The sequence below is a fragment of the Nitrosomonas sp. HPC101 genome, assembly GCF_009833125.1.
In the GTDB taxonomy this organism is placed as follows: Bacteria; Pseudomonadota; Gammaproteobacteria; order Burkholderiales; family Nitrosomonadaceae; genus Nitrosomonas.
The window spans coordinates 136,175-160,760 of sequence record NZ_QRCC01000002.1 but is presented as its reverse complement, the minus strand read 5'-3'; the positions used below and the strand labels follow the sequence as shown (position 1 = coordinate 160,760).

Here is a 24,586-nt window from a genome sequence, read left to right as displayed (position 1 = left end):
GATCTGATATGGAAGGAAAGATAGGTATACATGCACGTCCGGGAAGTTTTAGTGACCGTTGGATCGAATATTGCCAACAAAAAAATATTCCCTACAAAATAGTTGATTGTCATTCGTCCGATATCATTGAAGAGCTGGCTGAGTGTTCGTTTCTGATGTGGAACTGGAGTCAAACCTACGCGGAGGATATGCTGATCGCACGTGGTTTGATAAAAGCTGTGGAATCAATGGGAATCCGGGTTTTTCCAAGTTCTGAAACATGCTGGCACTTTGATGACAAAGTCACACAAAAATACCTGATGGAAGCTTTAGGTGTTCCCATGATTAAAAGTTATGTTTTTCTTGATCGGACTACGGCGTTGGAGTGGGCCAGGAAAACGGAATATCCGAAGGTTTTCAAGCTGAGGGGTGGAGCTGGGAGCAGCAATGTTTTTCTGGTGAATGATATCAGCAAGGCTAAAAGCCTTATCAACAAGGCTTTTTCAATCGGTTTTCCGGCGGTTTCGCGCTGGAACGCGTTGAGTGAGCGCTGGTGGCAGTTTAAGAGAGACAAGACTTTTACCTCTTTTTTCAATGTCTCCAAAGGAATCTTGCGTGCACTGATTCGGAATCCTACTCTCAAACGTTTACCGATTCAGAGAAACTATGTCTACTTCCAGGATTTTATTCCCAATAACGATTTTGATATCCGGGTCAAGGTAATCGGTGAAAGGGCTTACGGCCTCAAACGGATGGTACGTGAGGGAGATTTCAGGGCATCTGGAAGTGGAAAATTCTTGTACGATCAAGAGTTGATTCCTCAAGCCTGTATCACGCTAGCATTCGATCTCGCGAGGAAAATTAAATCACAATCTCTGGCTTTGGATTTTGTTTTCCATGAAGGTATCCCGTTAATTGTGGAAATGAGTTATGCATTTTCTGCTCATGCTTATCTTTTGTACTCTGGTTATTGGAAAAGTGATATGACGTGGGTAGATGGAAATTTCCACCCAGAAGATTTTATGGTGGAGGATCTGATTACATCTTCGGTAGAGGGGAATTGATGCATATTGCCATATATCTTCCATCCTTGCGCGGTGGTGGTGCCGAGCGAGCGATGGTTACACTGGCCAATGGCTTTGCTGAACGGGGATTGAAGGTAGATCTGGTGCTGGCCAGCGCAGAAGGTCCATACCTGTCTGAGGTGTCATCTGGCGTTAATATTATTGACCTGAAATCCAGCCGTGTACTCGCCAGTTTGCCCGGACTGGTGCGTTATCTGCGTCGGGAGCGTCCTCAGGCAATGCTATCTGCACTCAATCATGCCAATGTGATTGCTGTCGTGGCACGGATGCTGGCCGGAGTACCTGTCCGCCTGGTAGTGAGTGAACGTAACAATGTTTCATTATCCGGCAGCTCTTCAAAAAATCTACGCTCGCGTGTGGTGCTATACATGATGCGGTGGGCCTATCGTAAAGCAGATGGGGTGACGGCAGTATCCAGAGGCGTAGCGGATGATCTGGCAAATACCATCAACCTGCCGCGTGACAGGATATCTGTAATTTTTAACCCGGTAGTAACTCCAGAGTTGATTGAGAAATCCAGAATGCCACTGGAACATCCGTGGCTGGGAGAGGGTAAGCCGCCTGTTATTCTGGGGGTAGGAAGGCTTACACCACAAAAAGATTTTTCTATCTTGATACGCGCTTTTGCCCGAGTGCGCGCTGAGTACGATTGTCGCCTCGTAATTCTAGGCGAAGGTGAATTACGTGGAGAGCTGGAGCAGCTAGTCACGTCTTTGGGGATACAAGATAGTGTGCAGCTCCCAGGGTTTGCTGAGAATCCTTTTGCATGGATGAGTCGCGTACAATTGTTTGTATTATCTTCTAGATGGGAAGGACTACCTAACGTATTGATTCAGGCAATGGCTTGCGGTGCTGCGGTAGTGAGTACGGATTGTCCCAGTGGACCGGATGAAATTCTGGAGAGAGGCAAATGGGGGAAGCTGGTACCGGTAAGGGATGAAGAGGCATTGGCGGAGGCAATAGCTGCCTTATTGGAGGTACCGGGTAATCTGTTACCTGATGTGCGCCAACGTGCTGGTGATTTCAAACAGGAGCTAGCTGTTGGCGCCTATCTGAATGTAATGTGTGAAGATCAAAGTAAAAAAGACAATTAGCAAGACTACCTTAGATACCATTGCAGTTCTTGGGTTTGCCATGGTTGTGGTTGCTATACCGTGGGAAGAAATTTTTCGTACTGTCAATGGCTATGGATTTATCGATAAGGGTGTCTATTCGGATTATTTTCTGAATCAAACCAGTGTCCTTGACTATAAAGAATTTAGTGGGGTTTTGAGTTATGTTTCGAATGAATTTCTGTGGCATTACGCAATAGGCTGGTTGGTCAGCAATACCGGCATCCTGATCGATCATGTGTTTCTGGCAATCTCTTGCATCACGCTGTTGGTTTTTGGGCTATTACTGGCAAAATGGCTGGGTATTTACGCGCTCCCCTTGCTTGTCAATCCGCTGGTCATCGACTTTGCCTTTTCGCAGTATCGGCTTGCGTTGGCGATCTCAATTCTGGGTGCAGCTTATCTATTGTATGGACGATACAGGGCGGTTCCTATTGCCTTGGTGCTGGCTTCCTTGTTTATTCATTCGGGGACAACATTATTCATTCTGATCTATGCTGCAGTTTGGGTCGCTAACTGGCTTTCTGTGCGGTTTCAGGCTGGCTGTTCAGCAGTGTTTTTTATGCTCTTTGCTGTTGGTGCTTTTATATCGCTTTTAATCGGTCCGTTACGTGAAGCTCTGCTATCGGCGATAGGCGATCGCCGTGCTGAATATCATGATATGTCCAGCTCTTTGCTGTATTCCTTATTTTGGATAGCTTTACTGATTCCCTTCTATTTAAATCGGCGATATCTGGTGACATTGGATTACGCGCGTTATGCATTGGTAATTGTTTCCATAGTTTTCGTAAATGTATTTCATAGCGGCTACTCGACAAGATTTCTGGCAGCTGCATTTCCATGCCTTATTTCTACGATTTTAAGTTTGCACAGTGCGATTAAAATAATGGTGACTGTGCTGTTCATCGCTTACGCTATGCTTCAGTGGCTGTACTGGCTGCGCATATTGGGGGGGTAATGAAGAAGATTGTCCATATTATTTCCGGCCTCAACGATGGCGGTGCCGAGGCCGTTTTGTATCGCTTGTGCAGTAGTGATAAGGCTGCGCAACATCATGTCATTTCATTGATGAATGAAGGTAAGTACGGTCCTTTGCTGCGAGAGGCTGGGGTAGATGTGTTCTGTCTGAATATGCCGCGAGGCCAGGTTACAGTCGGTGGGCTATGGCAATTATGGCGATTACTGCGTCAAGTTCGTCCGCAAGTGGTGCAAACGTGGATGTATCACGCTGATCTGATTGGTGGTGTCATTGCTCGTCTGGCTGGTGTCAAGCGTGTGTTATGGGGGATTCACCATACTACGTTGGATGCAGAGAAATCCCGGCGTTCTACCATCTGGGTAGCCAGATTGTGTGCGCGTGTCAGTTTCTGGGTACCTTCAACTATCGTATGCTGTGCGCAGAAAGCGCTGGAAGTGCATCGTGAGCTGGGTTATGCAGCAGAAAAATTATGGGTGATTCCCAATGGTTACGATCTGATTCGTTTTCGTGTCGATGAAGATGCGCGTGTACGGTTGCGTACAGAATGGAATATAGGTAACTGTTGGCTGGTGGGTATGGTTGGACGATTTGATCCACTCAAGGATCATGAGAATTTGCTGAATGCATTGGCGATTATCAAAAGCAATGGTGTGGACTTTTGCTGTGTGCTGGCCGGCCGTGGCCTGGATCAGAATAATGTCCAGTTGATGGCCTGGCTGGCAGAACACAATTTGACCAGTGAAGTGAAATTGCTGGGCCAGCGCACGGATATACCTGATGTAATGAATGCATTGGACGTGCATGTGCTGTCCAGTTCCAGTGAAGCATTTCCCAATGTAGTAGCGGAGGCGATGGCTTGCGGTACACAGGCAGTGGTGACGGATGTCGGGGATGCAGCTGTAATTGTTGGTGAGACCGGCTGGGTGGTGCCGCCAAAAGATCCGGAGGCGCTTGCCGACGCCTTATTGCAAGTGCATGCAGCCATGCGTGATATGGCAGCCTGGCAGGCACGCTGTACTGCTGCACGGCAGCGGGTGGAAACTCATTTCAGCCTGGAGCGTATGATTGAAAGTTATCATCTTGCATGGAAGGATCAAGCTGCAGAATAAGAATTTCGCAGCTTCCGGGCATGAATGTATGCAGCGTATGATCGTTTGATCTCCATCTGCAAAGTGAAGCTCCGGTCAAGACGAACTGGAAAATAGCGGACGTATCGACAGGAGAAATATTCCTGAATAATAAAATTGTTATCGCACTCAATGCCGCATGGAATCTGGTGAATTTTCGTGCCGGTCTGATTCGTGGTCTGATTGCTGCAGGTCATGAAGTGGTAGCGGTTGCGCCTCCCGATAAATATGTGCCACGGCTGGCTGAGCTGGGCTGCCGTTATGTCCCGTTGTCCATGGATAACAAGGGTACGCATCCGGGGCGTGATCTGTTGTTGTTCTGGCGGTTTTTACAGCTGTTGTACAGGGAAAAGCCTGCGGTTTACCTGGGGTATACCGTCAAACCGAATATCTATGGTTCACTGGCAGCACATATGCTCAGAATTCCGGTTATCAACAATGTTGCCGGTCTGGGAACAGTATTTATCCGTACCGGATGGTTGACCCGACTGGTACGCGGGTTGTATCGGCTGGCCTTGTCGCGTTCAGCGAAAGTATTCTTCCAGAATGAAGAGGACAGAGTCCTGTTTGTTTCGCAGAAGCTGGTATCGGCAGCGGTCACTGATCGCTTGCCAGGCTCCGGGATTGATCTCGATCATTTTAAACCTGTGCCGCTACCCGATAAAGCACCATTACGTTTTCTGCTGATTGCCCGCATGTTGTGGGACAAAGGTGTGGGAGAGTTTGTCGAGGCAGCACGTATTCTGAAAAAACAGGGATTGGATGTGGAATTTTGTCTGCTGGGTTTTCTGGATGTGCAAAACCCGGCAGCTATTTCACGTCAGCAGATGGATGAATGGACAGCAGAAGGCGCAATTCGCTATCTGGGCGTGAGTGATAACGTGGCGGAAGAAATTGCGCTGGCTGATTGTGTTGTCTTGCCTTCTTACCGGGAAGGTATTCCGCGCACTCTGCTCGAGGCAGCAGCAATGGCGCGCCCCATCGTGGCAACGGATGCTGTCGGCTGCCGTGATGTGGTTGATGATGGCATTAATGGCTATTTGTGCAAGCCGCGAGATGCAGCGGATCTGGCTGATAAAATTGCCCGGATGGCTGCGTTATCTCATGCTGAACGCGAGGCGATGGGGCAGCGTGGCCGGGAAAAAATGGAACAGGAGTTTGATGAACAGATTGTCGTGGGCAAATACCTGCATGCAATTCAAATGATCTTGAATCGTTCAGAATAATTACTGGCTGGTATTGCAAATTAAAAATGGTTTTTCAGGTTGAATTTCTCGGTTGAGGTGAGGTACGAACCGCATCGCTGTCTTTGCCACCTCGTCTACCATACGGGCAGACGAGGTGGGCTGGATTGCCACGTCGACTTGCAGCCTCCTCGCGGTGATGGAGCAGCTGTTACGTTTAAAACATTACTGAAAATAATTCGCAGGTAATTACTTCCCGGAATCTTTCTGCGTTGCACGGATTGCTTTCAGATTCTGTATGGCGTCTTCATTGCCTTGTTCGGCTGCTTTTTTAAACCATTCGACTGCTTTATCAGTATTTTGCTCGACGCCTTCCCCCAGCAGGTAAATAACACCCAGATTATTTTGGGCATCGATATTTCCCTGTTCGGCAGATTGAGTGAATAATTCCACCGCCTTGGTCTTATCCTGAGCAACGCCTTCGCCAGTAAAATATAGCAATCCGAGATTAAATTGTGCGTCAGCATGGCCTTGCTCGGCCGCCCGGTAAAACCATCCTGCTGCAGCTTCCGGATCTTTGTCCAAAGGGTTTCCCCGGGCATCGTGTGAAACGGCTTCTCCCGAGAAATACATGGAACCCAGTCCGTTTTGTGCTTCTGCATCGCCAGCTTCCGCTGCTTTGCGCAAATTCAGAAAGCGTTGTTCGGAGGTCAGGCCGTCATCCAGTGTGGGCATGATTTTTTTCTTCAGTTCATCCTGTTCTTTTTCAGACAGGCCTTCTTTCAGGAACGATGGAAGTTCGCCGGCAGAAGTGGACTCACCCATGAGTGCGATTTCCGATTCACCGACTGCTGTTTTTTCAGTGGAACTCTTGTTTCCACAGCCAGCGACCAACAGAGTTGCTGCTAACAGAATCGTGATAGTTTTCATGCTGTTTTCCTTTTTCTCTGATTGATTGGATAAAAACTAGCCAGTTGGCTCCGGCGTTGTTTCATTGGTATTTCACTGTATGGTTACGGGATCGGTTCAATCCTCGATGATGGCAAACATGCGCCGGTATTCCCTGATTGCATAACGATCGGTCATGCCGGCAATATAGTCGGCGATTGCCTGATGTCCATAGTCGCTAAATTTGTGCTGATATTTGAAGGGTAACAATGTGGGCCCGGATTCAAATGCTGAAAATAGTTTTGTAACAATATGGTGTGCTTTGTTGCTCATACGCATCACCTGATAATGTTTGTAGAGATTTTTGTGCAGAAAACGTTTCAGTTCCTGCTGCTGGTGTTTGATCGTGTCACTGAAACCGATCAGGACTGGCATTTCTCGTGCGCTGTCCGGACTGTTCGGGTTGGCCGCTTCAATATGGGCCTTGCTTTGCACAGTCAAATCAGTTGCCAAAGTATTGATCATGCCACGTACGGTTTCATGAATCAGACGTTTTTCGGCAATATTCGGGTAGTCTTGTTTTACCTGGTGCAAATGCCGGGCAAAGATTTCGATTTCTTCCAGTTGCGCCAGGGTAATGAGGCCGGAACGTACGCCATCATCCACATCATGATTGTTATAGGCAATTTCATCTGCCAGGTTGGCCAGCTGCGCTTCCAGTGATGTGCTGCGCCCTCGCAGAAAGCGCTCCCCTAATTCTCCCAGCGTTTGCGCTTTGGATTTTGTCGCTCTTTTCAGAATGCCTTCGCGCGTTTCAAAACATAAATTTAATCCGTCGAATCGGGCATAGCGTTCCTCCAATACATCTACTACCCGGAGCGATTGCAGATTGTGTTCGAATCCTCCATGGTCTTTCATACAATGATTCAGAGCATCCTGCCCGGCGTGGCCAAAAGGGGTGTGACCCAGATCATGCGCCAGCGAGATAGCTTCCACCAGTTCCTCGTTGAGTTTCAGATTGCGTGCGATGGAACGGGCAATCTGGGCGACTTCCAGGCTGTGTGTCAGGCGGGTGCGGAACAGATCGCCTTCATGATTGACGAATACCTGGGTTTTATATTCCAGACGACGAAATGCAGTGGAATGAATGACACGATCCCGATCGCGCTGGAACTGGCTGCGTCCGGTCGGCGGATTTTCATGGATACGGCGGCCGCGCGAATTGGTATCGGATACGGCGTAGGGCGCCAGATGGTTATACATTGGCGATACAGGCTGACAATGTTTCAAGCAGCAACGGGGCAGGGACAGAATTATCCAGTGTGGCTTTGCCGATGCGATCAAGCAGGATGAAACGGATTGCGCCATCCTGTACTTTTTTATCGAGTTGCATCGATTCCAGGTAGCGCTCAGGTGCGATGTCCGGGCCCTGGGTCGGCAGTCCGGCATTTTCAAACAGCCGCCGGATACGATCGATATCCTGCGAGGTGATGCGTTGCAGACGCAGGGAGAGATCAGCTGCCATGAGTGTGCCGGCTGCAACAGCCTCGCCGTGCAGCCATGCACCGTAGCCCATGGCGTTTTCGATTGCGTGGCCGAATGTATGTCCGAGATTGAGTAATGCCCGCACGCCACTTTCACGTTCATCCAGTGAAACGATTTCGGCCTTTATTTCACAACTGCGGCGGATTGCATAATTCATGGTTTCGGGATCGCGCGCCAGTAGCTGCTTTATGTGGTGTTCCAGCCAGTCGAAAAAGGTTGCATCATGAATCAGCCCGTATTTTATGACTTCTGCGATTCCGGCACGCAGCTCCCTGTCCGGCAGAGTGGTGAGCGTGGCGGAGTCAGTCAAAACCAGGCGCGGCTGATAAAACGCACCGATCATGTTTTTACCCAGCGGGTGATTAATGCCGGTTTTTCCGCCTACGGATGAATCAACCTGAGCAAGTAAAGTAGTGGGGATCTGGAGAAAGGGCACGCCGCGCAAATAGCTGGCAGCTGCAAAACCAGTCAGATCACCAATGACTCCGCCCCCCAGTGCAATCAGCGGTGTCTTGCGTTCGCAACGGTGTTTCAGCAGTGCGTCGAAAATCAGATTCAGCGTTTCCCAGTTTTTGTATTGCTCGCCATCAGGCAGAATGATTGCGAAGGTTTCCACCTGCTGCTCAGTAAGCGCACTACGTAATTTTTCCAGGTAAAGCGGTGCGATGGTCGTGTTGGTAACAATCGCAGCCTTTTTGCCGGGTAGATGAGGGAGAAGCAGATCGATCCTGGTAAGTAGCGCCTGTCCGATATGGATGGTGTAACCGCGATTTTCCGGAGACGTATCAAGTGCAACTTCGACTGATTCCATGACATTCATCTGCTGATCTTCAAAGGTTGGTTTGCCGGGAGTAAAGCAGACTGCTGTTATTCCGGGCGTTTAGTGGGAGCGTGATTTTTCAGATCAGGCTCAACCGGTTCCTGATTGAACTGGCGCAATTTCTGCATCAGTTTCTGCACGAAAGCGCGGGCATTTTGTCTGCCGCTATCCATAATGATATGTGCTGTTTCACGGTACAATGGATCGCGCTGCACAAATAGCTCGGCCAGTTTGGCATGCGCATTTCCCGTTTGCAGCAAAGGGCGGTTTTTATCTTGATGCGTACGGCGACGTAGCTCGGTGACAGGTGCGCACAAATAAATCACGGTACCATGCTGCCGCAACAAAGCGCGGTTGTCTGGATGTAATATTGCGCCGCCTCCTGTCGCGAGGACAATATTCTGCTGCTGAACGACTTCCCGTAGAACTTCACTTTCACGCTTGCGAAAGCCGGCTTCCCCTTCTATTTCAAAGATCACGGGTATTCCGACTCCTGTGCGTTGCTGGATTTCGTGGTCGACATCAAGGAAAGTTTTGCCGACAAGATTCGCCAGCAATTTTCCAACCGTTGTTTTACCGGCTCCCATCATCCCGATCAGAATGATGTTGCCTGGTATCAGCTTGGCATCAGAATTGCTTGTGGTTGGAGTTTTATTGCGCTGCATAATGCAATTGTAATAGAAATCCACAACCGGTCTGTGAATTCCCTCGAGGATAAATTCTGATGTAATAGAGTACTCCGGGAACGGAAGCAACTGACCAGCATGCGTGTTCATAAAAATCGGGCAACGAATGCTTTCTCGATATTTCCGCTCAGCGGGATTCTGACACGATGGCCGCTGCCAGGGGCAATGCTGACGGTGTTACCATCGAGATCCTGCATCTGTTCGAGTTGAATCACGCGGTTGCCGGAGGGATGAACGATTTCCAGGCGGTCACCGATCTGGAAGCGGTTTTTGACCAGAATTTCAGCCATGCCGCTGACAGCATCCACATGCTCGATATCACCGACATACTGGCTGCGGGAAGATTCAGAGTGTCCGCGCAGGTAATTCTGGGTTTCCTCGCTGTGGTGACGCTGGTAGAAGCCATCAGTATAGCCGCGATTGGCCAATCCTTCCAGCTGACCGAGCAACGCGGGATCAAATGGACGCTGCTGCACCGCATCATCAATGGCCTGGCGATAAACCTGTGCGGTGCGGGCGACATAATAGGCTGATTTGGTGCGTCCTTCGATCTTGAGTGAATCGATACCGATTTCGGCCAGATGTGCGACATGCTCGACTGCACGTAAATCCTTCGAATTCATAATGTAGGTGCCGTGTTCGTCTTCCATGACAGGCATCAGCTGTCCCGGCCGCTTACCTTCCTCGATGAGATAGACTTGATCGGCGGCAGGATGCCGTCGTATGGCGGTATTGCTGAATGAAGCTGATTCGGATGACTGAAGAGCTTCACTGAAATCAAAGTCGATTTTCTGCAGTTCAATATCGCCGCTGGCATTTTCTTCAGCAGCCTTGATCTTGTAGTCCCAGCGGCAGGAGTTGGTGCAGGTGCCCTGATTGGGATCACGATGGTTGAAATAGCCGGATAGCAGGCATCTGCCGGAATAGGCAATACACAACGCACCGTGCACGAATACTTCGAGTTCCATATCCGGACAAAGTGTGCGGATTTCGGCGATTTCCTCCAACGACAGTTCACGCGACAGGATGACACGCGTCAGACCAATTGATTGCCAGAACCTGACGGCAGCATAGTTGACGGTATTGGCTTGGACGGACAGGTGAATTGGGATATCCGGCCATTTTTCCCGCACCAGCGTGATCAAGCCAGGGTCAGCCATGATCAGCGCATCAGGCTGCAGCTCGATGACAGATTCCATATCACGCAGATAGGTTTTGACCTTGGCGTTGTGTGGCATCAGGTTGCTGGCCACGAAAAACTTTTTGCCAAGCTGGCGGGCTTCGGTAATGCCGGCACGCAATTGTGGCAGCGTGAATTCATTATTGCGGGCACGCAGTGAATAGCGTGGCTGACCGGCATAAACCGCATCGGCGCCGAAGGCATAGGCAGCGCGCATTTTTTCCAGAGATCCGGCGGGCAGGAGTAATTCAGGGGCTTTCAGCATGATGTAAAATGAGAAGATAAGTCAGTGAGCACTTCTGCTGCACTGATTATCCGGTTTTTCAAAATTTCACTTGGTTTTTATTGTATCACCATGCCGATAGACCCTGTTTTCGTTCATTTGCGATTGCATAGTGAGTATTCTGTCGTGGACGGTATCGTGCGGGTTGAAGAAGCGGTTGCAAAAGCACACGAGGTTGGCATGCCGGCACTGGCACTGACAGATCTTTCCAACCTCTTCGGGCTGGTCAAATTTTATCAGCGTGCCTGCAAAGCAGGTATCAAACCGATTGCCGGTTGCGATGTCTGGATCAGCAATGAAAACGATGTGGAAAGACCTTTTCGTCTGTTGTTGTTGTGCCAGTCGTTTTCGGGCTACCTGCTTTTGAGTCGCCTGCTGTCGCGTGCTTACCGGGAGAATATGCAGCAGGGTCGTCCGGAATTGAAGAAGACCTGGTTTCGGGAAGAAGGTGCCGGAACCGAGGGATTGATCGCTTTGTCTGGCGGTGAACAGGGAGAGGTGGAGCGCCTGTTACAGGCGGATTTATCCGCCGCAGTCGTGGCGGCTCTGGAGTGGGCGGCTCTGTTTCCTGAAAGATTTTATCTGGAAATTCAGCGCTGTGGCCGCCCGGATGAGGAAGTAGCTAATCATGCCATGCTGGCGCTGGCTTCCGGGCAGGAGTTGCCGGTGGTGGCGACGCATCCGGTGCAGTTTATGCAGCCGGAGGATTTTGTAGCGCACGAGGCGCGGGTGTGTATCGCACAGGGCTATGTGCTGGGAGATCGCAGACGTCCCCAAGAGTTTACTGAACAGCAATATTTCAAGACACCATTGGAAATGAGTGAGCTGTTCCATGATATGCCAGAAGCATTAGCTAACAGCGTGGAAATTGCCCGCCGTTGTTCACTATTGCTGGAGCTTGGAGTCAACCGATTGCCAGATTTTCCGGTGCCGACGGGTATCAGCGTTGAACAGCATTTGCAGGAGCAGGCGCAGACAGGTCTGGCAGTGCGGATGGCGCAATTGTTTCCAGAGGCAGCGCAGCGTGATGAAAAATGGTGGGTTTATCAGGCACGCCTGGATTTTGAAGTGGAGACTATCATCCAGATGGGGTTCGCCGGCTATTTCCTGATCGTGGCTGATTTTATTGGCTGGGCAAAGCGGCATGATGTACCGGTCGGGCCCGGGCGCGGTTCCGGAGCGGGCTCGCTGGTGGCGTATTCACTGGGTATCACTGATCTGGATCCTTTGCTTTACGATTTGTTGTTCGAGCGCTTCCTGAACCCGGAGCGGATTTCCATGCCGGATTTTGATATTGATTTTTGCCAGGATCGGCGCGAACAGGTCATCGAGTATGTGCGTGAGCGCTATGGTGCGGAAAGTGTGGCGCAGATTGCGACATTTGGCACGATGGCAGCCAAGGCGGTGGTACGCGATGTGGGCCGTGTGCTGGATCTGCCATACGGTTTTGTGGATCAACTGGCCAGGCTGGTGCCGTTTGAGTTAGGCATGACCTTGCGTAAAGCGCGTGAGATCGAGCCGTTACTCAACCAGCGGGCGGAGGAAGAGGAAGATGTGCGCAATCTGCTGGAACTGGCAGAACGACTGGAAGGGTTGACACGCAATGTGGGGATGCATGCCGGTGGGGTGCTGATTGCACCGGGCAAGATCACTGATTTTTGTCCGGTTTACTGTGCAGATGCGGGTGATGCAGTCGTCAGTCAGTATGACAAAGATGATGTTGAAAAAATCGGGCTGGTGAAATTCGATTTCCTCGGGTTGCGGACATTGACCATTCTTGATCGGGCGGTTACAGATATCCGGCGGTACCGGTCAGTTGCATCAAGTGAAAAAGTTGCCGATGCGCAGCTTGTGGAAGACAACCACTTTTCGCTCGGCGATATTTCCCTTGAGGATGCGACTACTTTTGCCTTGATGGCGAAAGGCAATACCGTCGGAGTTTTTCAGTTTGAATCACGCGGTATGAAAGATCTGCTGCAGAAGGCAAAACCGGATCGGTTTGAAGATCTGATTGCACTGGTGGCGCTCTATCGACCTGGTCCGATGGATCTGATTCCTGATTTTATCGAGCGCAAACATGGCAAACGGGTGGAGTATCTGGATCTTCGCTTGCAGCCGATTCTGGGCCCGACCTATGGCATCATGATTTATCAGGAGCAGGTAATGCAGATTGCCCAGGTGATTGGCGGTTATAGCCTGGGTGGAGCTGATTTACTGCGGCGCGCCATGGGCAAGAAGAAAGTGGAGGAGATGGCGCAGCAGCGTGCGGTTTTCGTTGAGGGTGCCATCAAAAACGGTATGGCCGAAGCAGATGCTGTCACACTGTTCGGTTTGATGGAGAAATTTGCCGGCTACGGTTTCAATAAGTCTCACGCGGCAGCGTATGCGCTGATTGCTTACCAGACCGCTTATCTCAAGGCACACTTTCCGGCGGAATTCATCGCGGCCTGTATGTCATCGGATATGGATGATACCGAAAAAGTGTATGTATTTTATGAAGATTGTAAGCTGAATGATATTACTATTCTGCCACCGGATATTAATCAGTCTGTGTATTATTTTGTTCCGGTTGATCGTAAAACCATTCGCTATGGCCTGGGTGCCATCAAGGGGACAGGAGAAGCTGCGATCTCGGCTATTATACGAGCGCGGGAACAGGGGGAGGTCTTTGCCGGTCTGTTCGATTTTTGCCAGCGGATTGATCGGCGCATTGTGAATCGCCGTACCGTTGAAGCGTTGATCCGTGCGGGCGCGTTTGATGCTGTTGAATCCAATCGTGCCGCACTGATGGCATCCATCGGAATGGCACTTGAATACGCGGAACATTGCAGCCTGGCCGCGAGCCAGGGTAGCTTGTTTAATGATCATGCTGATCTGTTGCAGCAACCTGCTGTGGCGAATGCCACACTATGGCCGGAGAAAGAAAAGCTGCTGCATGAAAAAGCAGCACTGGGGTTTTATCTGAGCGGCCATCCTTATGACAGCTACGCCAGGGAGTTAAGCCGTTTTATTCCAGTGCGCCTTGGTCGGATTGTACCTGCACGTGAGCCGCAGCTGATTGCCGGTATGGTCGGTGCTATTCGGACACAAATGTCCCGACGCGGTAAGATGGCAATTGTGACGCTGGATGATGGTCTATCGAAAGTTGAAATCGTGGTTTACAGTGATTTACTGAGTACGAGTGCGTCGTTTCTGAAAGCAGACCAATTGCTGATAGTAAGTGTTGTGGTTAGCCATGGCCATGGAGAAAATGCTGACAAACGTATTGTGGCCAAGGACGTTTTTGATTACGCCACAGCCCGTTCGATGCATGCCAAAAAACTGAAAATCATGATTGATCATCCGGGGCTGCTCACGCCTGCGCAACTCAAGGAATTACTAGCTGCGTATCTCCCGGAAAGCGGTATACATGATGTAATTCCTTCGGCAGTTTGTCCGGTGTCGATTAACTTTCGCAATGAGAGTGCCCAATGTGAAATTGATTTAGGCAGTCGCTGGCGGGTTCATTTACATGAAAGGTTGATCGAATCGCTTATGGACAGTGTTGGTCATGACAAGGTGGAGGTGGTGTACTGATGTCCGGTCTGTTTCAGGTACCGTGTATGTATTCCACATAAACCCATAACATCATGATTGCGAACAATACCAGAGATAATATGACGCGCGCGGTGAGCGCCTTTACCATCCGTGTACTGTCATTTTTATCTTTGATCATGTAATACAGTGCAGCGCCGAGAGTATACAAAATGGAGAGCAAGAGCAGGATAGCGAGTATTTTCAAGGGTTCTCCCGGTGGGCCATGGCAGTATCAGAAAACATCTTGGAATTTCCTTGTGATTGTTTGAAAGCTTCGGCAAACAACGCCAAAGTGATTGTCCGGACGTCAATTGTCTGGTTTTTATTGTAACTGATAACAGTTGACTGTGAATCCTTCCGATACAGAATCTCCACCAGCCATCTTTCTGATGGGACCGACTGCCAGTGGTAAATCCGGCATGGCAATGGAGATTGCGCGACGTTTTCCGGTGGAAATCATCAGTGTCGATTCAGCGCAGGTTTATCGGCACATGAATATCGGCAGCGCCAAGCCGGACAAACGGATACAAGCGGAGATTCCGCATTATCTGATTGATCTGATCAACCCGGATGAAAGCTATTCTGCTGCGCAATTCAGAGAACATGCCCTTTCTGCCATGCGTGGGATTACAGCGTGCGGCAGAGTACCGCTGCTGGTGGGGGGGACCATGCTTTATTTCAAAGTATTACGGCAGGGATTGGCTATGTTACCTGCTGCGGATGAATCTCTGCGCAGAATGCTGGAGCAATCGGCTCGGGAACAGGGGTGGCCCACCATGCATGCTGTTCTGAACCGGCTTGATCCTGTCGCGGCGGAACGTATCAAGCCGAATGACAGCCAGCGTATTCAGCGCGCACTGGAAGTCTGTTACCTGACCGGAAAACCCATGTCGGAAGTGCTGAGGCAACAACAGAATAGCGATTTTCCTTATCGCGTTTTCAATATTGCCTTGCTTCCGGGAGATCGCAGTGTTTTACATGAGCGCATCAGCCAGCGGTTTGACGGGATGCTGCAAGCAGGTCTAGTTGATGAGGTAGGCATGATCCGTGATCGGTTTCAGGTCACCCGTGATATGCCTTCAATGCGTTGCGTAGGCTATCGTCAGGTATATCGGTATCTGGAGAATGAAATCAGCCTGGCAGAAATGCGGGAGAGAGGTGTTTTTGCAACCAGGCAACTGGCTAAGCGTCAATTGACCTGGTTGAGGGCGATGAATGAACTGCAGAGCTTCGACTGCCTGGATGATCAGTTAACTCAGCAGATTATTGGTTTTATTCAGAAGCAGCGTATCTTTTCCTGAGATTTTGCAGATGCCAAAAACAAGGGATGAAGGGAAGTCTTGATGCCGGTTAGATACGGAGCAATACAAAAAACCAGCAATTCCAACAGGCTGCTTTACAACAAACAGGGGGGTCAGTATAATTGCCGACTTGTCTTAACCGGGGGTATAGCTCAGCTGGGAGAGCGCTTGCATGGCATGCAAGAGGTCAGCGGTTCGATCCCGCTTATCTCCACCAGCTTTTACTTTATCCACAACACCGGTCCCCATCGTCTAGAGGCCTAGGACACCACCCTTTCACGGTGGGTACAGGGGTTCGAATCCCCTTGGGGACGCCATATTCTGGCGCCATCCATATTCACTTTGCCTGACATGCCCTGCCCGGGTGCAGTCGGATCATTTTGTTTCACTGAATTTTCTATGCGCCTGCCTCGATATCGTTAATCATTGAGGTTTTCTGGTCTTTTGATATAACAATAGAAATCAGTAATTCTGGCTGCGCGGCTTGATGCCCAGTGTTTTGATTTTCCGGTAAAGATGGGTGCGTTCCAGGCCGGCACGTTCAGCAACGCGGGTCATGTTGCCACCTTCCTGCTCGATGAGTTTTTCAAAGTAATTTTTCTCGAAAATATCCCGTGCCTCACGCAGTGATATATTGAGCGGGATATCTGAAACAACTGATACCGCTTCGCGTGAAGAGAATGCCAGAGCTTGCTGGACGGCATCGACAGTGATTTCGTCATCTGTGCAGGTGAGTGCCAATGAATGCACGATACTGGTCAACTGTGCAAGATTGCCTGGCCAGTCATAATTGCGTAAGGCGTTAAGTGCAGCCGTACTAAAATGCATGAGTGGCACTTCTCCTGATTCAATCCAGCTTGAAAGCAGTTGATTGGCTATTTCCGGCACATCTTCGCGGTGAGCGCGCAAAGGCGGGATGGTGATGCAGAGATTACTCAGTATTTCAAACAGTTTAGGGTGATAAGTGCCTTGTGCCGTCAGTTCTGCCAGAGAGCGTGTCGTTGCACAGACCAGTCGTACGCTATATTGCTCCAGTTTGCCAAGCAGCAGCAGCAATCCCTTTTGTTCCAGTTTGCTTAGATCTCCAACCTCTACGAGGAAAAGTAATCCACCTTTCGCCTGTTCCAGTTGTGCCAGCGGGCTTTCTGCAAGAAATAAGCAGGATTCCGGGGCAATCCAGGCTGTGTTGGGACGATGCAGGAATTGCGCACAATGTTCCACGCCGACACCAGGCTCTCCGGTGAGCAAGACAGGAATTTTAAGATTCTCCACTTGTTCCAGTTTTTTCCGGAGTTCTGTGATTAACCCGCTGTGTCCTAGATGTGACAGGGAGAGGGCTGAGAAAGATTTATGTTGCCTGCCTCCGCGCATGACCTGCCCGACGGTATTAAGTAATTTCTGCAGTGGGATTGGTTTTTCCAGATAACCCACTGCACCAATGCGCGTTGCTTCCACTGCGGTATCAATTGTGCCGTGCCCTGACATCATGACGACTGGCATGGTCAGAAGGCCGTTATTTGCCCAATCTTTTAGCAGGGTAATACCGTCCGTGTCTGGCATCCAGATGTCCAGCAGCACCAGATCGGGGCGTGTTTGGCTACGATAATTTCTCGCCTGTTCCGCGTTTTCTGCCAGCGCAACGTTGTAACCTTCATCCCCCAGTATTTCGGATAGTAGCTCGCGTATTCCGAGCTCGTCATCCACAACGAGAATAGTGTTATTGGTCATGTGATCCTTATCCTTTCATGTGACTGAGGTATGGGAATTTTTTTCAGGAGGCATCCCTGTTCGCGCTTGTTATGGCGCAGATCCAGATTTGATTCCGGTCTTCTGGCCGGATGTTTGTTCTGAAGCTTCCGTGGCAAGAGCCTTTCGGTTATATATTTATAAATAAACGACGTCTGGGCAGGGTGACTATCGCTGTTATTGTGCCTTGCATGTTTTGCATGTGCAAAAATTTGTGAAAATGCTGACCAGATTCAATCTGCTGCGAGCCATAATTAGAGATCATCCGGTATCTCCAGTGTGCGTTGCTTTGGATGAAACCTGTGCATTGCTGTGAGAAAACGTGGGCAGAATGATTGAAATTTGTGCGCCGTGAGGCTGAATATTTTGTATTTTGACGGTACCGCCATGCTCATCCACGATTTTTTTAACAATCGGTAATCCAAGTCCGGTCCCCTTTTGTTTGGTAGTGACATAGGGTTCGAATGCGTGTGTTTTGACCTGATCCGGGAAGCCCTTGCCGTTATCGGTTACGCTAAGCTCAATCCCGGTATCGACTGATCTGGTCTTTACGGTAATGCCAGCTTCCTTGGTATGGATCAGTGCATCCTGTGCGTTTTGTAGCAGGTTATGGATGACCTGGCGCAACCTCGCCGGATCTCCTCTGACAGGGACAAGTTCTCCCGCCAGCTCTGTTGTGATCGGTGGCAGTGGTGATTCGTTTTCTGTGCTGTCGATTGTCTGATAAAGCGCCAGCACCTCCCGCACCAGCCGATTGATATCCACCTGATATAGCTCGGGTTCGGGTACCCGTGCGTATTCCCGGAATTCATTCACCATTTTTTTCAGAGCTTCAACCTGGTTCACAATGGTCTCGATGGAACGCTTCAGTATTCTGGTATCCGTTTCATCAAGTTTGCTGATCAGCTTGTGCTGCAAACGCTCGGCAGATAACTGGATCGGAGTAAGTGGATTTTTAATCTCATGGGCAAGGCGTCGTGCTACTTCTCCCCATGCCACGGTACGCTGGACCTGTAACAGGCTGGTGATATCGTCGAATACGACAACACCGCCTCCCCCGGATGCCAGGGGCAAGCGTGAGCCTCGCAGCAGCAATACTTGTTCCTTGTCTGCATTGAAATGTAACACTTGTCGTTGCCACTCCCCCACTTCCTCGGAATCGAAGCCACTTCTGATTTCTCCGGCCAGTAATCGCAACCCCACTTCCCGTTTGGCGCATTCTTCTATGGTTAATCCCTCGAAACTGGTCAGTGGAATCTGCAGTATCTGCTCGGCACTCTGGTTGACTGCACGTATTCTCAATACCTTGTCAAAGACAATAACGCCTGATGACAGATTGGCCAGAATATTTTCAAGGTAGGCGCGTGCATTTTCAATCTCCTGCTGATGCTGTTGTGCGATCGTACGTGCAGCTTCGAGTTGCTCAGTCATGAGATTGAATGATTCGGTCAGGATGCCGAACTCATCGGCACTGTGAATCTGGTGTCGCCGGCTGAAATCACCCTGCGCCACGGCGCGCGTTCCTTCTGCCAGTGACCCCAGTGGAGCGCTCAGTTTTTCACTGATCAGAAATGCGCTGGCCAGTGCAGAAAACAGGGCGAGCAGCAGGGCCAGAGTCAATGTTACGCTGTACAACCGGGTCAATCCCTGGCGCGATAACATCAATTCCTGATAGTCACTGAAGCCAGCTTGAATAATTTCCGCGTTGTGCGCGATGGATTGCGGTACGCGTTGCAGCACTTGCAGCACCCGGATGTCTTCATCGGCACTTAATATATTGACTGGAACGAGTACCCGCAGATACAGCGTGTTATTGGCGAGTGTTTCGACTGCGCTGTAAGCTTTCTGCATCCGGATGCGCCGCATTGCTTCCATGTTCGGAATTTCAGGAAACAATACGCCATCATCCAGACTGGTAAAGGCGATGATTTTTCCTTCCTGATTGAACAGGGTTGCTTCCTGTATTTGTGATTGGATCAGAAGCTGATTCAGAACAGTCAGCGGAAACGAGGTGGGTTCTGCCAGATCGAGCGCAGCGGCCTGTGTCTTTTTTTGTAATTCCTCCAGCAAATTGTCCAGTACTGTCTGGCCTAGTGTTAACCCGCCTTCCAGCGCCCGATCCACCTTGACATCAAACCAGGATTCAATACTTTTACCCAGAAATTGTACCGAAATACCGTACACCAGTACACCGGGCAGAATGGCCATCAGCGAAAAAACCATCAGAAGCCGTAATGCCAGTTTTGAACCGAATACGCCGGTTTTGAGTCTGCGCCGCAATCGTCCAAGCAGAAATCCAACAACTCCGATCAGGAGCAGCAGAAAAATCACAATGCTGACGATCAGCCAACGATAGTGGCGTTCAAAAAATTCGGTATTGGCGCCGGCTGAAGCCAGCAGGTACAGCATGATGGTGCTCAGTCCGGCAACGATGAAAATAACGTATTTCATAAACGGGCCTAGCGATAATCAGATTCGTTGTCAGTTGTGGGAGCAAGTGGAAATGTGACCTGCCAGATTTTCTTTTCGGAGCTGAGATTCCAGTCCTGGGTATCGAGCCATTCCAGTTGAAATGGCTTGGATAGCCGTGAAACATCCAGCCATATTTGCAGAATTGCGGTGTAAGAGGTATCGGAGAGGAGCGGCGTATGTTCTTTGATCAAAAGATCTGGCTGGTGCCCTAAAGCCTGTAGTGCATCCTTTAGCGTCGGAAAGCTTTGTGACTGGCCACGCTGAAGCAGACGGTATTGCCGGGTCAACGCCTGATAACTGAGCCCGATTCTTTCTTTGCTGCGAGCAACTTCTTTATCCAGCCAGTACCAGCGCGGTTTCATGATCAGAAGTCGGGTGACAAAATAAAGATCAACCCCTTTTTCCAGGGCTTGCTTCATTGTTGTGCTTAGATCAATGTCAGCCTGGACATTGATATAAAGGTTTTCGTCTGATTTGATCAGATGGAAGGATTCAATTTCTATATGTCCCTTGGCAGCAAGCGTGGTTGATGAAAACAGGGCCGTCAGCAGTATAAACATGATGTTGAGCAGAGCATTCCTGATGGCAGCGTGCATGTCAGTTTTTTCGGAACAAGGCATAAAAGAAACCATCGTGGCGCGCCCCTGGCAGTAGCTGACCGTTGTCAGTGGTTGCGTGGAAACAGGGTAATCTGCTGGCATCTTGATGGGTAGACAGGAATTTTTCAGCGACCAGGTTATTTTCTTCATTGAACACGGAGCAGGTGGCGTAAAGCAGTTTTCCTCCCTGCTGCAGTAATGGCCATAGTGCATTCAATATAGTTGTTTGTGTCTGCGCAAAGTTATCCGTGTCACTGGGTTTTCTGAGCCATTTAATGTCCGGATGGCGGCTGACTACACCTGAGGCGGAGCAGGGCACATCCGCCAGGATTCGATCATATAACTGGCCATCCCACCATTGTGACGGATGCATCGCATCACCACAAAGCAGTTGATAATCGGTTATTTTCAGTCGGGAGAAATTTTCTGTCAGTCTGACCAGCCGCGCCTCATGTTTATCCAGTACTGTCAGTTCGATGTCTTTGACCAGTTCTGCAAGATGGGTGCTTTTTCCGCCAGGTGCTGCGCAGGCATCCAGCACACGCATTCCCGCTCCGGCATCCAGCAGAGGGGCAGCCAGTTGTGCACCGGCATCCTGCACAGTAGCCAGCCCTTCAGAAAATCCGGGGAGTTTCTCCACGGCAACCGGCCTGGCCAGTCGCAAGGCGTTGCCCCATAACCATTCGGAGTCGATGCCCTGGGCAGCCAGCAGTGCTTGGTAGTGTCCGACCGAAGTATATAACGTGTTGATGCGCAACATCATGGTAGGGTGTTCATTTCCCGCGAGCAGAATGGCTTCGTAGTTCCGGGGGTATTGTTGATGCAATTTATCAATCCACCATTGTGGATAGGAATAGCGGGCGACTTCGTTGGTCTTGATTTGATCAAGGAGCGAAGTGCGCTGGCGCATGAAATTACGCAATACAGCGTTGATCAGTCCCGCTGCACCGGGATTGCGTGTGATTTTGCGGGAGGATGACACGGCGTGATCGACGATGGCGTATACCGGGGTTTTACTGAAACAAAGTTGATAGAGTGCGATCGCCAGCAGGTAATGAAGCGGTTTAAGCTGTACCGGTTTATTCAATAATTGGTGGAGGATGGCATCGATCTGCCCGTAATGACGGAGCGTGCCATAGGCAATGTCCTGAATGGCACCGCGTTGCTGAAGTGTAAGCCGGGTATTGGCTTGCCAGATATGACGCAATATTTCGTTCAGATTGGCACCAGCAAAGGTTTCTCCGATTGCCTGTACAGCGAGTAATTGAACCTCAATCATTTGAGATATCCTGGTGATCCTGTGCGGCTTTCTGGAAACATTCTCCAGGTTGCAACGGGTGTCCGGCAAGGAACGGTGCAGCAGCCAGTTTTCTGCCGCCTGCTTTTTGCAGAATGTTGATGGATAACGCGTCGCGTCCACATGCCACAACGATCCCGTTGTGGTCAGCGGCCATAATTTCACCGGCCTGATGAGCGTTGCTGCGAGTGACAATATCGGCCTGCCATAGCTTGAACATGGTGCCATGCAGATGGGTGAATGCACCGGGATGCGGGTTGAATGTCCGGATCATCCGGTCAATATGAGCTGCATCGTGTGTCCAGTCGATTTCAGCCTCGATTTTTCTGATTTTTACCGCATAACAGGCATGCGCATTGTTTTGTGGTGTGGAGGTCAGCTTACCCTGATCCAGTAACGTCAGGGCTTCAACAATACATTTGCTACCCAGATCAGCCAGTTTGTCATGGAGGCTGGCTGTAGTGTCGTGCGGTCCAATGGAAAACGCACGTTGCAGCAGAACCGCTCCGGTATCCAGCCCTTCATCCATTTGCATGATGGAGACACCGGTTTCTGCATCGCCTTCCAGAAGGGCGCGCTGAATGGGAGCGGCGCCACGCCAGCGCGGCAGGAGAGAGGCGTGGATATTGATGCAGCCATGATGCGGGATGCGCAATACCGCTTCTGGTAGCAGCAGTCCATAGGCGGCCACGACCATCACATCAGGTTTGAATGTTTCGAGTTGTGCCTGTGTATCCGGCGACTTTAACGTTTCCGGCTGTAACAGAGGAATATCGTATTGCTGCGCCAGTATTTTGACCGGGCTGGCCTGCAGCCGCATACCGCGCCCGGCTGGTCGATCTGGCTGGGTCAGCGCCAGGATGATATCAAATCCTGTTTTTTGTAATGCTTCCAAGGCTTTTGCTGCAAAAACCGGAGTGCCTGCAAAAATTATTTTCATGCGTGACCGTGCTCGCTGGATAAATGTAGTTATCGGAATATGAACACTGGCTGGATCTGGTTAGGCAATCTGTTTGCGCGCCTGTTTTTTTAGCTTGCTCAGAATGCGGGATTGCTTGAAGGGTGACAGATATTCGACAAATACCTTGCCGATAAGGTGATCCATTTCATGCTGAATACAAATTGCCAGCAACCCGGTTGCAGTCATTTCAAATGATTTTGCATCAATACCGGTTGCCCGGACGGTGACCTGCTCAGCGCGGGAAACCTTGTCGAAAATACCAGGTACGGAGAGACACCCTTCCTGTATTTCCGATTGGCCTGTGCTGGCAATGATTTCCGGGTTGATTAAAACCAGCAGTTCATCACGGGTTTCAGAGGTATCAATAACAATAATCCGCTTGTGAACGTCTACCTGGGTGGCAGCCAGGCCGACACCTGCAGCATCATACATGGTTTCGGCCATGTCGTTGATCAGCGTGCATATTTCCTGAGTGACCGATGGCACGGCCGCTGCTATCTTGTGCAGCCGTTCATCGGGATATCGAAGTATGTTCAGAATTGCCATAACAAATTTGCATAGTTCAAATACTGGAATTTTGGGGGAAGGCTCTATCATTGTGCAGCGGCCGATTTTATGATTCACCCGGTGCTCTGCCTGGTCTGGCAGCTCTATGTCCTGTCCGGAACGAACAAGTCAAGTGACTTTGCTTTTCCGGGTGCCTTGATGGAGATGAAGAACCTCTATGTCTATTTGGACAATTATATCTGTGATTTTGTTTATCAGTCTGTTTTCCGGGTTGTCTTCCGCGGCAGATGAGAGCAGATTGCGAGAGGATGCGCCTGAGCGTTATCAGGTTGTTCCCGGTGATACGCTCTGGGGGATTGCCTCCCGGTTTTTGAGGGAGCCGTGGTGTTGGCCTGAAATCTGGCAGATGAACCGTGAGCAGATCAGGAATCCGCATCGGATTTATCCGGGAGATATTATTCTCGTGGAGCATACCCAATACGGCAAACGCTTGAGAATGGCGAATGAAAAGGGCACTGTCAGGCTTTCTCCCCGGATTCGTGTCGAGAAATCGGCGATGCGGGCCATTCCCAGTATTCCAGCCGAGAAAATCGAGCCTTTTCTGAGTCAGCCGCTGGTAATTGAAAAGGGCGAGCTGGATAGAGCTCCGGTTATTCTCGGAGCCAGTGATGGTCGAGTGATTCTGAGTACGGGTGACAAAATTTATATACGTGATTTGCCTGTTGATCAGGGGGTGATCTGGCAGGTGTTTCGTAACGGTAAGGTGCTGACTGATCCTGATCACGATAATCGGATCCTGGGTTATGAGGCCATTTATCTGGGGACTGTTGAAATCACTGATTTTGCGGCGATCAGTACCGCGAAGATTTCCCGTTCGATACAGGAAATTCTGAAAGGAGATCGCCTGCTTCCATTTTTGGCTGCAAAAGTAGATAACTATCTACCGCATGCGCCTGATTTTCCTGTAACTGGCCGAATTATTTCAGTTTACGGTGGGGTGAGTGCAATTGGTGAAAATATGATTGTCACGCTGAATCTGGGACATAACAATGGTATTGAGCCGGGACATGTGCTCGCTGTTTTTCATGAGAATGATACCCGCTCGTATGAAGGAAAACAGGAGAGTCTGCCTGATGAACGGGTTGGTCTGGCGTTGGTTTTTCGTGTGTTTGATACGGTTTCCTATGCGCTGATCATGCAGAGTACTCAGGCGATCAAAGTAACGGATGCCGTGAAAACGCCCTGACAAGGTGATGTAA

General features: G+C 50.0%; 20 protein-coding genes and 2 tRNA genes. 10 read left to right on the top strand and 12 right to left on the bottom strand.

Annotated features, from left to right (window positions below; genetic code table 11):
- Positions 1-8: 8 nt before the first annotated feature.
- The 5 genes from ABO04_RS02600 to ABO04_RS02580 all read left to right on the top strand — a co-directional run bounded on the left by ABO04_RS02600 (position 9) and on the right by ABO04_RS02580 (position 5,508).
- Positions 9-1,043: a hypothetical protein gene (locus tag ABO04_RS02600; protein WP_160809061.1), complete on the top strand. Its 1,035-nt coding sequence runs from the start codon at positions 9-11 to the stop codon at positions 1,041-1,043.
- Positions 1,043-2,158, top strand: coding sequence for a glycosyltransferase (locus tag ABO04_RS02595; protein ID WP_160809060.1), 1,116 nt, complete (start codon positions 1,043-1,045; stop codon positions 2,156-2,158). The genes ABO04_RS02600 and ABO04_RS02595 overlap by 1 nt, the downstream gene beginning before the upstream one ends.
- Positions 2,130-3,134: a hypothetical protein gene (locus tag ABO04_RS02590; RefSeq protein ID WP_160809059.1), complete on the top strand. Its 1,005-nt coding sequence runs from the start codon at positions 2,130-2,132 to the stop codon at positions 3,132-3,134. Before ABO04_RS02595 ends, ABO04_RS02590 begins: the two co-directional genes overlap by 29 nt.
- Positions 3,134-4,264, top strand: coding sequence for a glycosyltransferase (locus ABO04_RS02585; RefSeq protein ID WP_160809058.1), 1,131 nt, complete (start codon positions 3,134-3,136; stop codon positions 4,262-4,264). Before ABO04_RS02590 ends, ABO04_RS02585 begins: the two co-directional genes overlap by 1 nt.
- A gap of 167 nt (positions 4,265-4,431) precedes the next feature.
- Entirely contained in the window at positions 4,432-5,508 is a 1,077-nt protein-coding gene (locus tag ABO04_RS02580) for a glycosyltransferase family 4 protein (protein ID WP_345852759.1), read from the top strand.
- A gap of 207 nt (positions 5,509-5,715) precedes the next feature.
- Here the strand turns inward: ABO04_RS02580 and ABO04_RS02575 are convergent, their stop codons facing one another.
- The 5 genes from ABO04_RS02575 to yegQ form a co-directional block, all read right to left on the bottom strand.
- Entirely contained in the window at positions 5,716-6,396 is a 681-nt protein-coding gene (locus ABO04_RS02575; RefSeq protein WP_160809057.1) for a tetratricopeptide repeat protein, read from the bottom strand.
- A 96-nt stretch (positions 6,397-6,492) separates the two neighbouring features.
- The gene (locus ABO04_RS02570) at positions 6,493-7,617 is read right to left on the bottom strand and encodes a deoxyguanosinetriphosphate triphosphohydrolase (protein WP_160809056.1); all 1,125 of its coding nucleotides are present in this window, start codon (positions 7,615-7,617) and stop codon (positions 6,493-6,495) included.
- Complete coding sequence (aroB, locus tag ABO04_RS02565; protein ID WP_193565778.1) at positions 7,610-8,719, bottom strand: 3-dehydroquinate synthase; 1,110 nt, start codon at positions 8,717-8,719, stop codon at positions 7,610-7,612. Before aroB ends, ABO04_RS02570 begins: the two co-directional genes overlap by 8 nt.
- A gap of 47 nt (positions 8,720-8,766) precedes the next feature.
- Positions 8,767-9,384, bottom strand: a complete 618-nt coding sequence (locus tag ABO04_RS02560) for a shikimate kinase (RefSeq protein ID WP_160809054.1) — start codon at positions 9,382-9,384, stop codon at positions 8,767-8,769.
- Between the two features lie 107 nt (positions 9,385-9,491).
- Positions 9,492-10,850 carry a tRNA 5-hydroxyuridine modification protein YegQ gene (gene yegQ, locus ABO04_RS02555; RefSeq protein ID WP_160809053.1) on the bottom strand — a complete coding sequence of 453 codons (1,359 nt, stop codon included), beginning with the start codon at positions 10,848-10,850 and terminating at the stop codon, positions 9,492-9,494.
- Between the two features lie 90 nt (positions 10,851-10,940).
- On the opposite strand from yegQ, the gene dnaE reads away from it, so the two are divergent.
- Entirely contained in the window at positions 10,941-14,444 is a 3,504-nt protein-coding gene (gene dnaE / locus ABO04_RS02550) for a DNA polymerase III subunit alpha (protein ID WP_160809132.1), read from the top strand.
- 13 nt (positions 14,445-14,457) lie between these two features.
- Here dnaE and ABO04_RS02545 read toward each other — a convergent pair whose 3' ends face one another.
- Positions 14,458-14,649, bottom strand: a complete 192-nt coding sequence (locus tag ABO04_RS02545; protein ID WP_160809052.1) for a twin transmembrane helix small protein — start codon at positions 14,647-14,649, stop codon at positions 14,458-14,460.
- A 142-nt stretch (positions 14,650-14,791) separates the two neighbouring features.
- On the opposite strand from ABO04_RS02545, the gene miaA reads away from it, so the two are divergent.
- The 3 genes from miaA to ABO04_RS02530 all read left to right on the top strand — a co-directional run bounded on the left by miaA (position 14,792) and on the right by ABO04_RS02530 (position 16,062).
- Positions 14,792-15,745: a tRNA (adenosine(37)-N6)-dimethylallyltransferase MiaA gene (gene miaA / locus ABO04_RS02540; protein ID WP_160809051.1), complete on the top strand. Its 954-nt coding sequence runs from the start codon at positions 14,792-14,794 to the stop codon at positions 15,743-15,745.
- Between the two features lie 141 nt (positions 15,746-15,886).
- Positions 15,887-15,962 (top strand) — tRNA-Ala (locus ABO04_RS02535).
- A 24-nt stretch (positions 15,963-15,986) separates the two neighbouring features.
- A tRNA-Glu gene (locus ABO04_RS02530) sits at positions 15,987-16,062 on the top strand.
- Positions 16,063-16,207: 145 nt separating this feature from the next.
- Here ABO04_RS02530 and ABO04_RS02525 read toward each other — a convergent pair.
- The 6 genes from ABO04_RS02525 to def all read right to left on the bottom strand — a co-directional run bounded on the left by ABO04_RS02525 (position 16,208) and on the right by def (position 23,366).
- Positions 16,208-17,473, bottom strand: a complete 1,266-nt coding sequence (locus ABO04_RS02525; protein ID WP_160809050.1) for a sigma-54 dependent transcriptional regulator — start codon at positions 17,471-17,473, stop codon at positions 16,208-16,210.
- A gap of 279 nt (positions 17,474-17,752) precedes the next feature.
- Positions 17,753-19,942 (bottom strand): ATP-binding protein, encoded by a 2,190-nt coding sequence (locus tag ABO04_RS02520; protein WP_160809049.1) that lies wholly within the window; start codon positions 19,940-19,942, stop codon positions 17,753-17,755.
- A gap of 8 nt (positions 19,943-19,950) precedes the next feature.
- Positions 19,951-20,583, bottom strand: a complete 633-nt coding sequence (locus ABO04_RS02515) for a DUF4390 domain-containing protein (protein ID WP_240141380.1) — start codon at positions 20,581-20,583, stop codon at positions 19,951-19,953.
- Positions 20,561-21,841 (bottom strand): 16S rRNA (cytosine(967)-C(5))-methyltransferase RsmB, encoded by a 1,281-nt coding sequence (gene rsmB, locus ABO04_RS02510; protein ID WP_160809048.1) that lies wholly within the window; start codon positions 21,839-21,841, stop codon positions 20,561-20,563. Before rsmB ends, ABO04_RS02515 begins: the two co-directional genes overlap by 23 nt.
- On the bottom strand, positions 21,834-22,799 hold the full coding sequence (gene fmt, locus ABO04_RS02505) for a methionyl-tRNA formyltransferase (protein ID WP_160809047.1): 966 nt from the start codon (positions 22,797-22,799) through the stop codon (positions 21,834-21,836). Before fmt ends, rsmB begins: the two co-directional genes overlap by 8 nt.
- Positions 22,800-22,859: 60 nt before the next feature.
- Positions 22,860-23,366: a peptide deformylase gene (gene def / locus ABO04_RS02500; protein ID WP_160809046.1), complete on the bottom strand. Its 507-nt coding sequence runs from the start codon at positions 23,364-23,366 to the stop codon at positions 22,860-22,862.
- 178 nt (positions 23,367-23,544) lie between these two features.
- Between def and ABO04_RS02495 the strand changes: the two genes are divergently transcribed.
- Positions 23,545-24,573 carry a LysM domain-containing protein gene (locus ABO04_RS02495; protein ID WP_160809045.1) on the top strand — a complete coding sequence of 343 codons (1,029 nt, stop codon included), beginning with the start codon at positions 23,545-23,547 and terminating at the stop codon, positions 24,571-24,573.
- Positions 24,574-24,586: the final 13 nt, after the last annotated feature.

What these genes read in the sequence shown, in the direction of transcription:
- ABO04_RS02515 (WP_240141380.1), bottom strand. Translation starts at nt 20,583, where the DNA reads ATGCCTTGTTCCGAAAAAACTGACATGCACGCTGCCATCAGGAATGCT.
- ABO04_RS02560 (WP_160809054.1), bottom strand. Translation starts at nt 9,384, where the DNA reads ATGCAGCGCAATAAAACTCCAACCACAAGCAATTCTGATGCCAAGCTG.
- fmt (WP_160809047.1), bottom strand. Translation starts at nt 22,799, where the DNA reads ATGAAAATAATTTTTGCAGGCACTCCGGTTTTTGCAGCAAAAGCCTTG.
- ABO04_RS02595 (WP_160809060.1), top strand. Translation starts at nt 1,043, where the DNA reads ATGCATATTGCCATATATCTTCCATCCTTGCGCGGTGGTGGTGCCGAG.
- ABO04_RS02495 (WP_160809045.1), top strand. Translation starts at nt 23,545, where the DNA reads ATGTCTATTTGGACAATTATATCTGTGATTTTGTTTATCAGTCTGTTT.
- ABO04_RS02520 (WP_160809049.1), bottom strand. Translation starts at nt 19,942, where the DNA reads ATGAAATACGTTATTTTCATCGTTGCCGGACTGAGCACCATCATGCTG.
- aroB (WP_193565778.1), bottom strand. Translation starts at nt 8,719, where the DNA reads ATGAATGTCATGGAATCAGTCGAAGTTGCACTTGATACGTCTCCGGAA.
- ABO04_RS02525 (WP_160809050.1), bottom strand. Translation starts at nt 17,473, where the DNA reads ATGACCAATAACACTATTCTCGTTGTGGATGACGAGCTCGGAATACGC.
- ABO04_RS02570 (WP_160809056.1), bottom strand. Translation starts at nt 7,617, where the DNA reads ATGTATAACCATCTGGCGCCCTACGCCGTATCCGATACCAATTCGCGC.
- dnaE (WP_160809132.1), top strand. Translation starts at nt 10,941, where the DNA reads ATGCCGATAGACCCTGTTTTCGTTCATTTGCGATTGCATAGTGAGTAT.
- ABO04_RS02600 (WP_160809061.1), top strand. Translation starts at nt 9, where the DNA reads ATGGAAGGAAAGATAGGTATACATGCACGTCCGGGAAGTTTTAGTGAC.
- rsmB (WP_160809048.1), bottom strand. Translation starts at nt 21,841, where the DNA reads ATGATTGAGGTTCAATTACTCGCTGTACAGGCAATCGGAGAAACCTTT.
- yegQ (WP_160809053.1), bottom strand. Translation starts at nt 10,850, where the DNA reads ATGCTGAAAGCCCCTGAATTACTCCTGCCCGCCGGATCTCTGGAAAAA.
- def (WP_160809046.1), bottom strand. Translation starts at nt 23,366, where the DNA reads ATGGCAATTCTGAACATACTTCGATATCCCGATGAACGGCTGCACAAG.
- ABO04_RS02585 (WP_160809058.1), top strand. Translation starts at nt 3,134, where the DNA reads ATGAAGAAGATTGTCCATATTATTTCCGGCCTCAACGATGGCGGTGCC.
- ABO04_RS02575 (WP_160809057.1), bottom strand. Translation starts at nt 6,396, where the DNA reads ATGAAAACTATCACGATTCTGTTAGCAGCAACTCTGTTGGTCGCTGGC.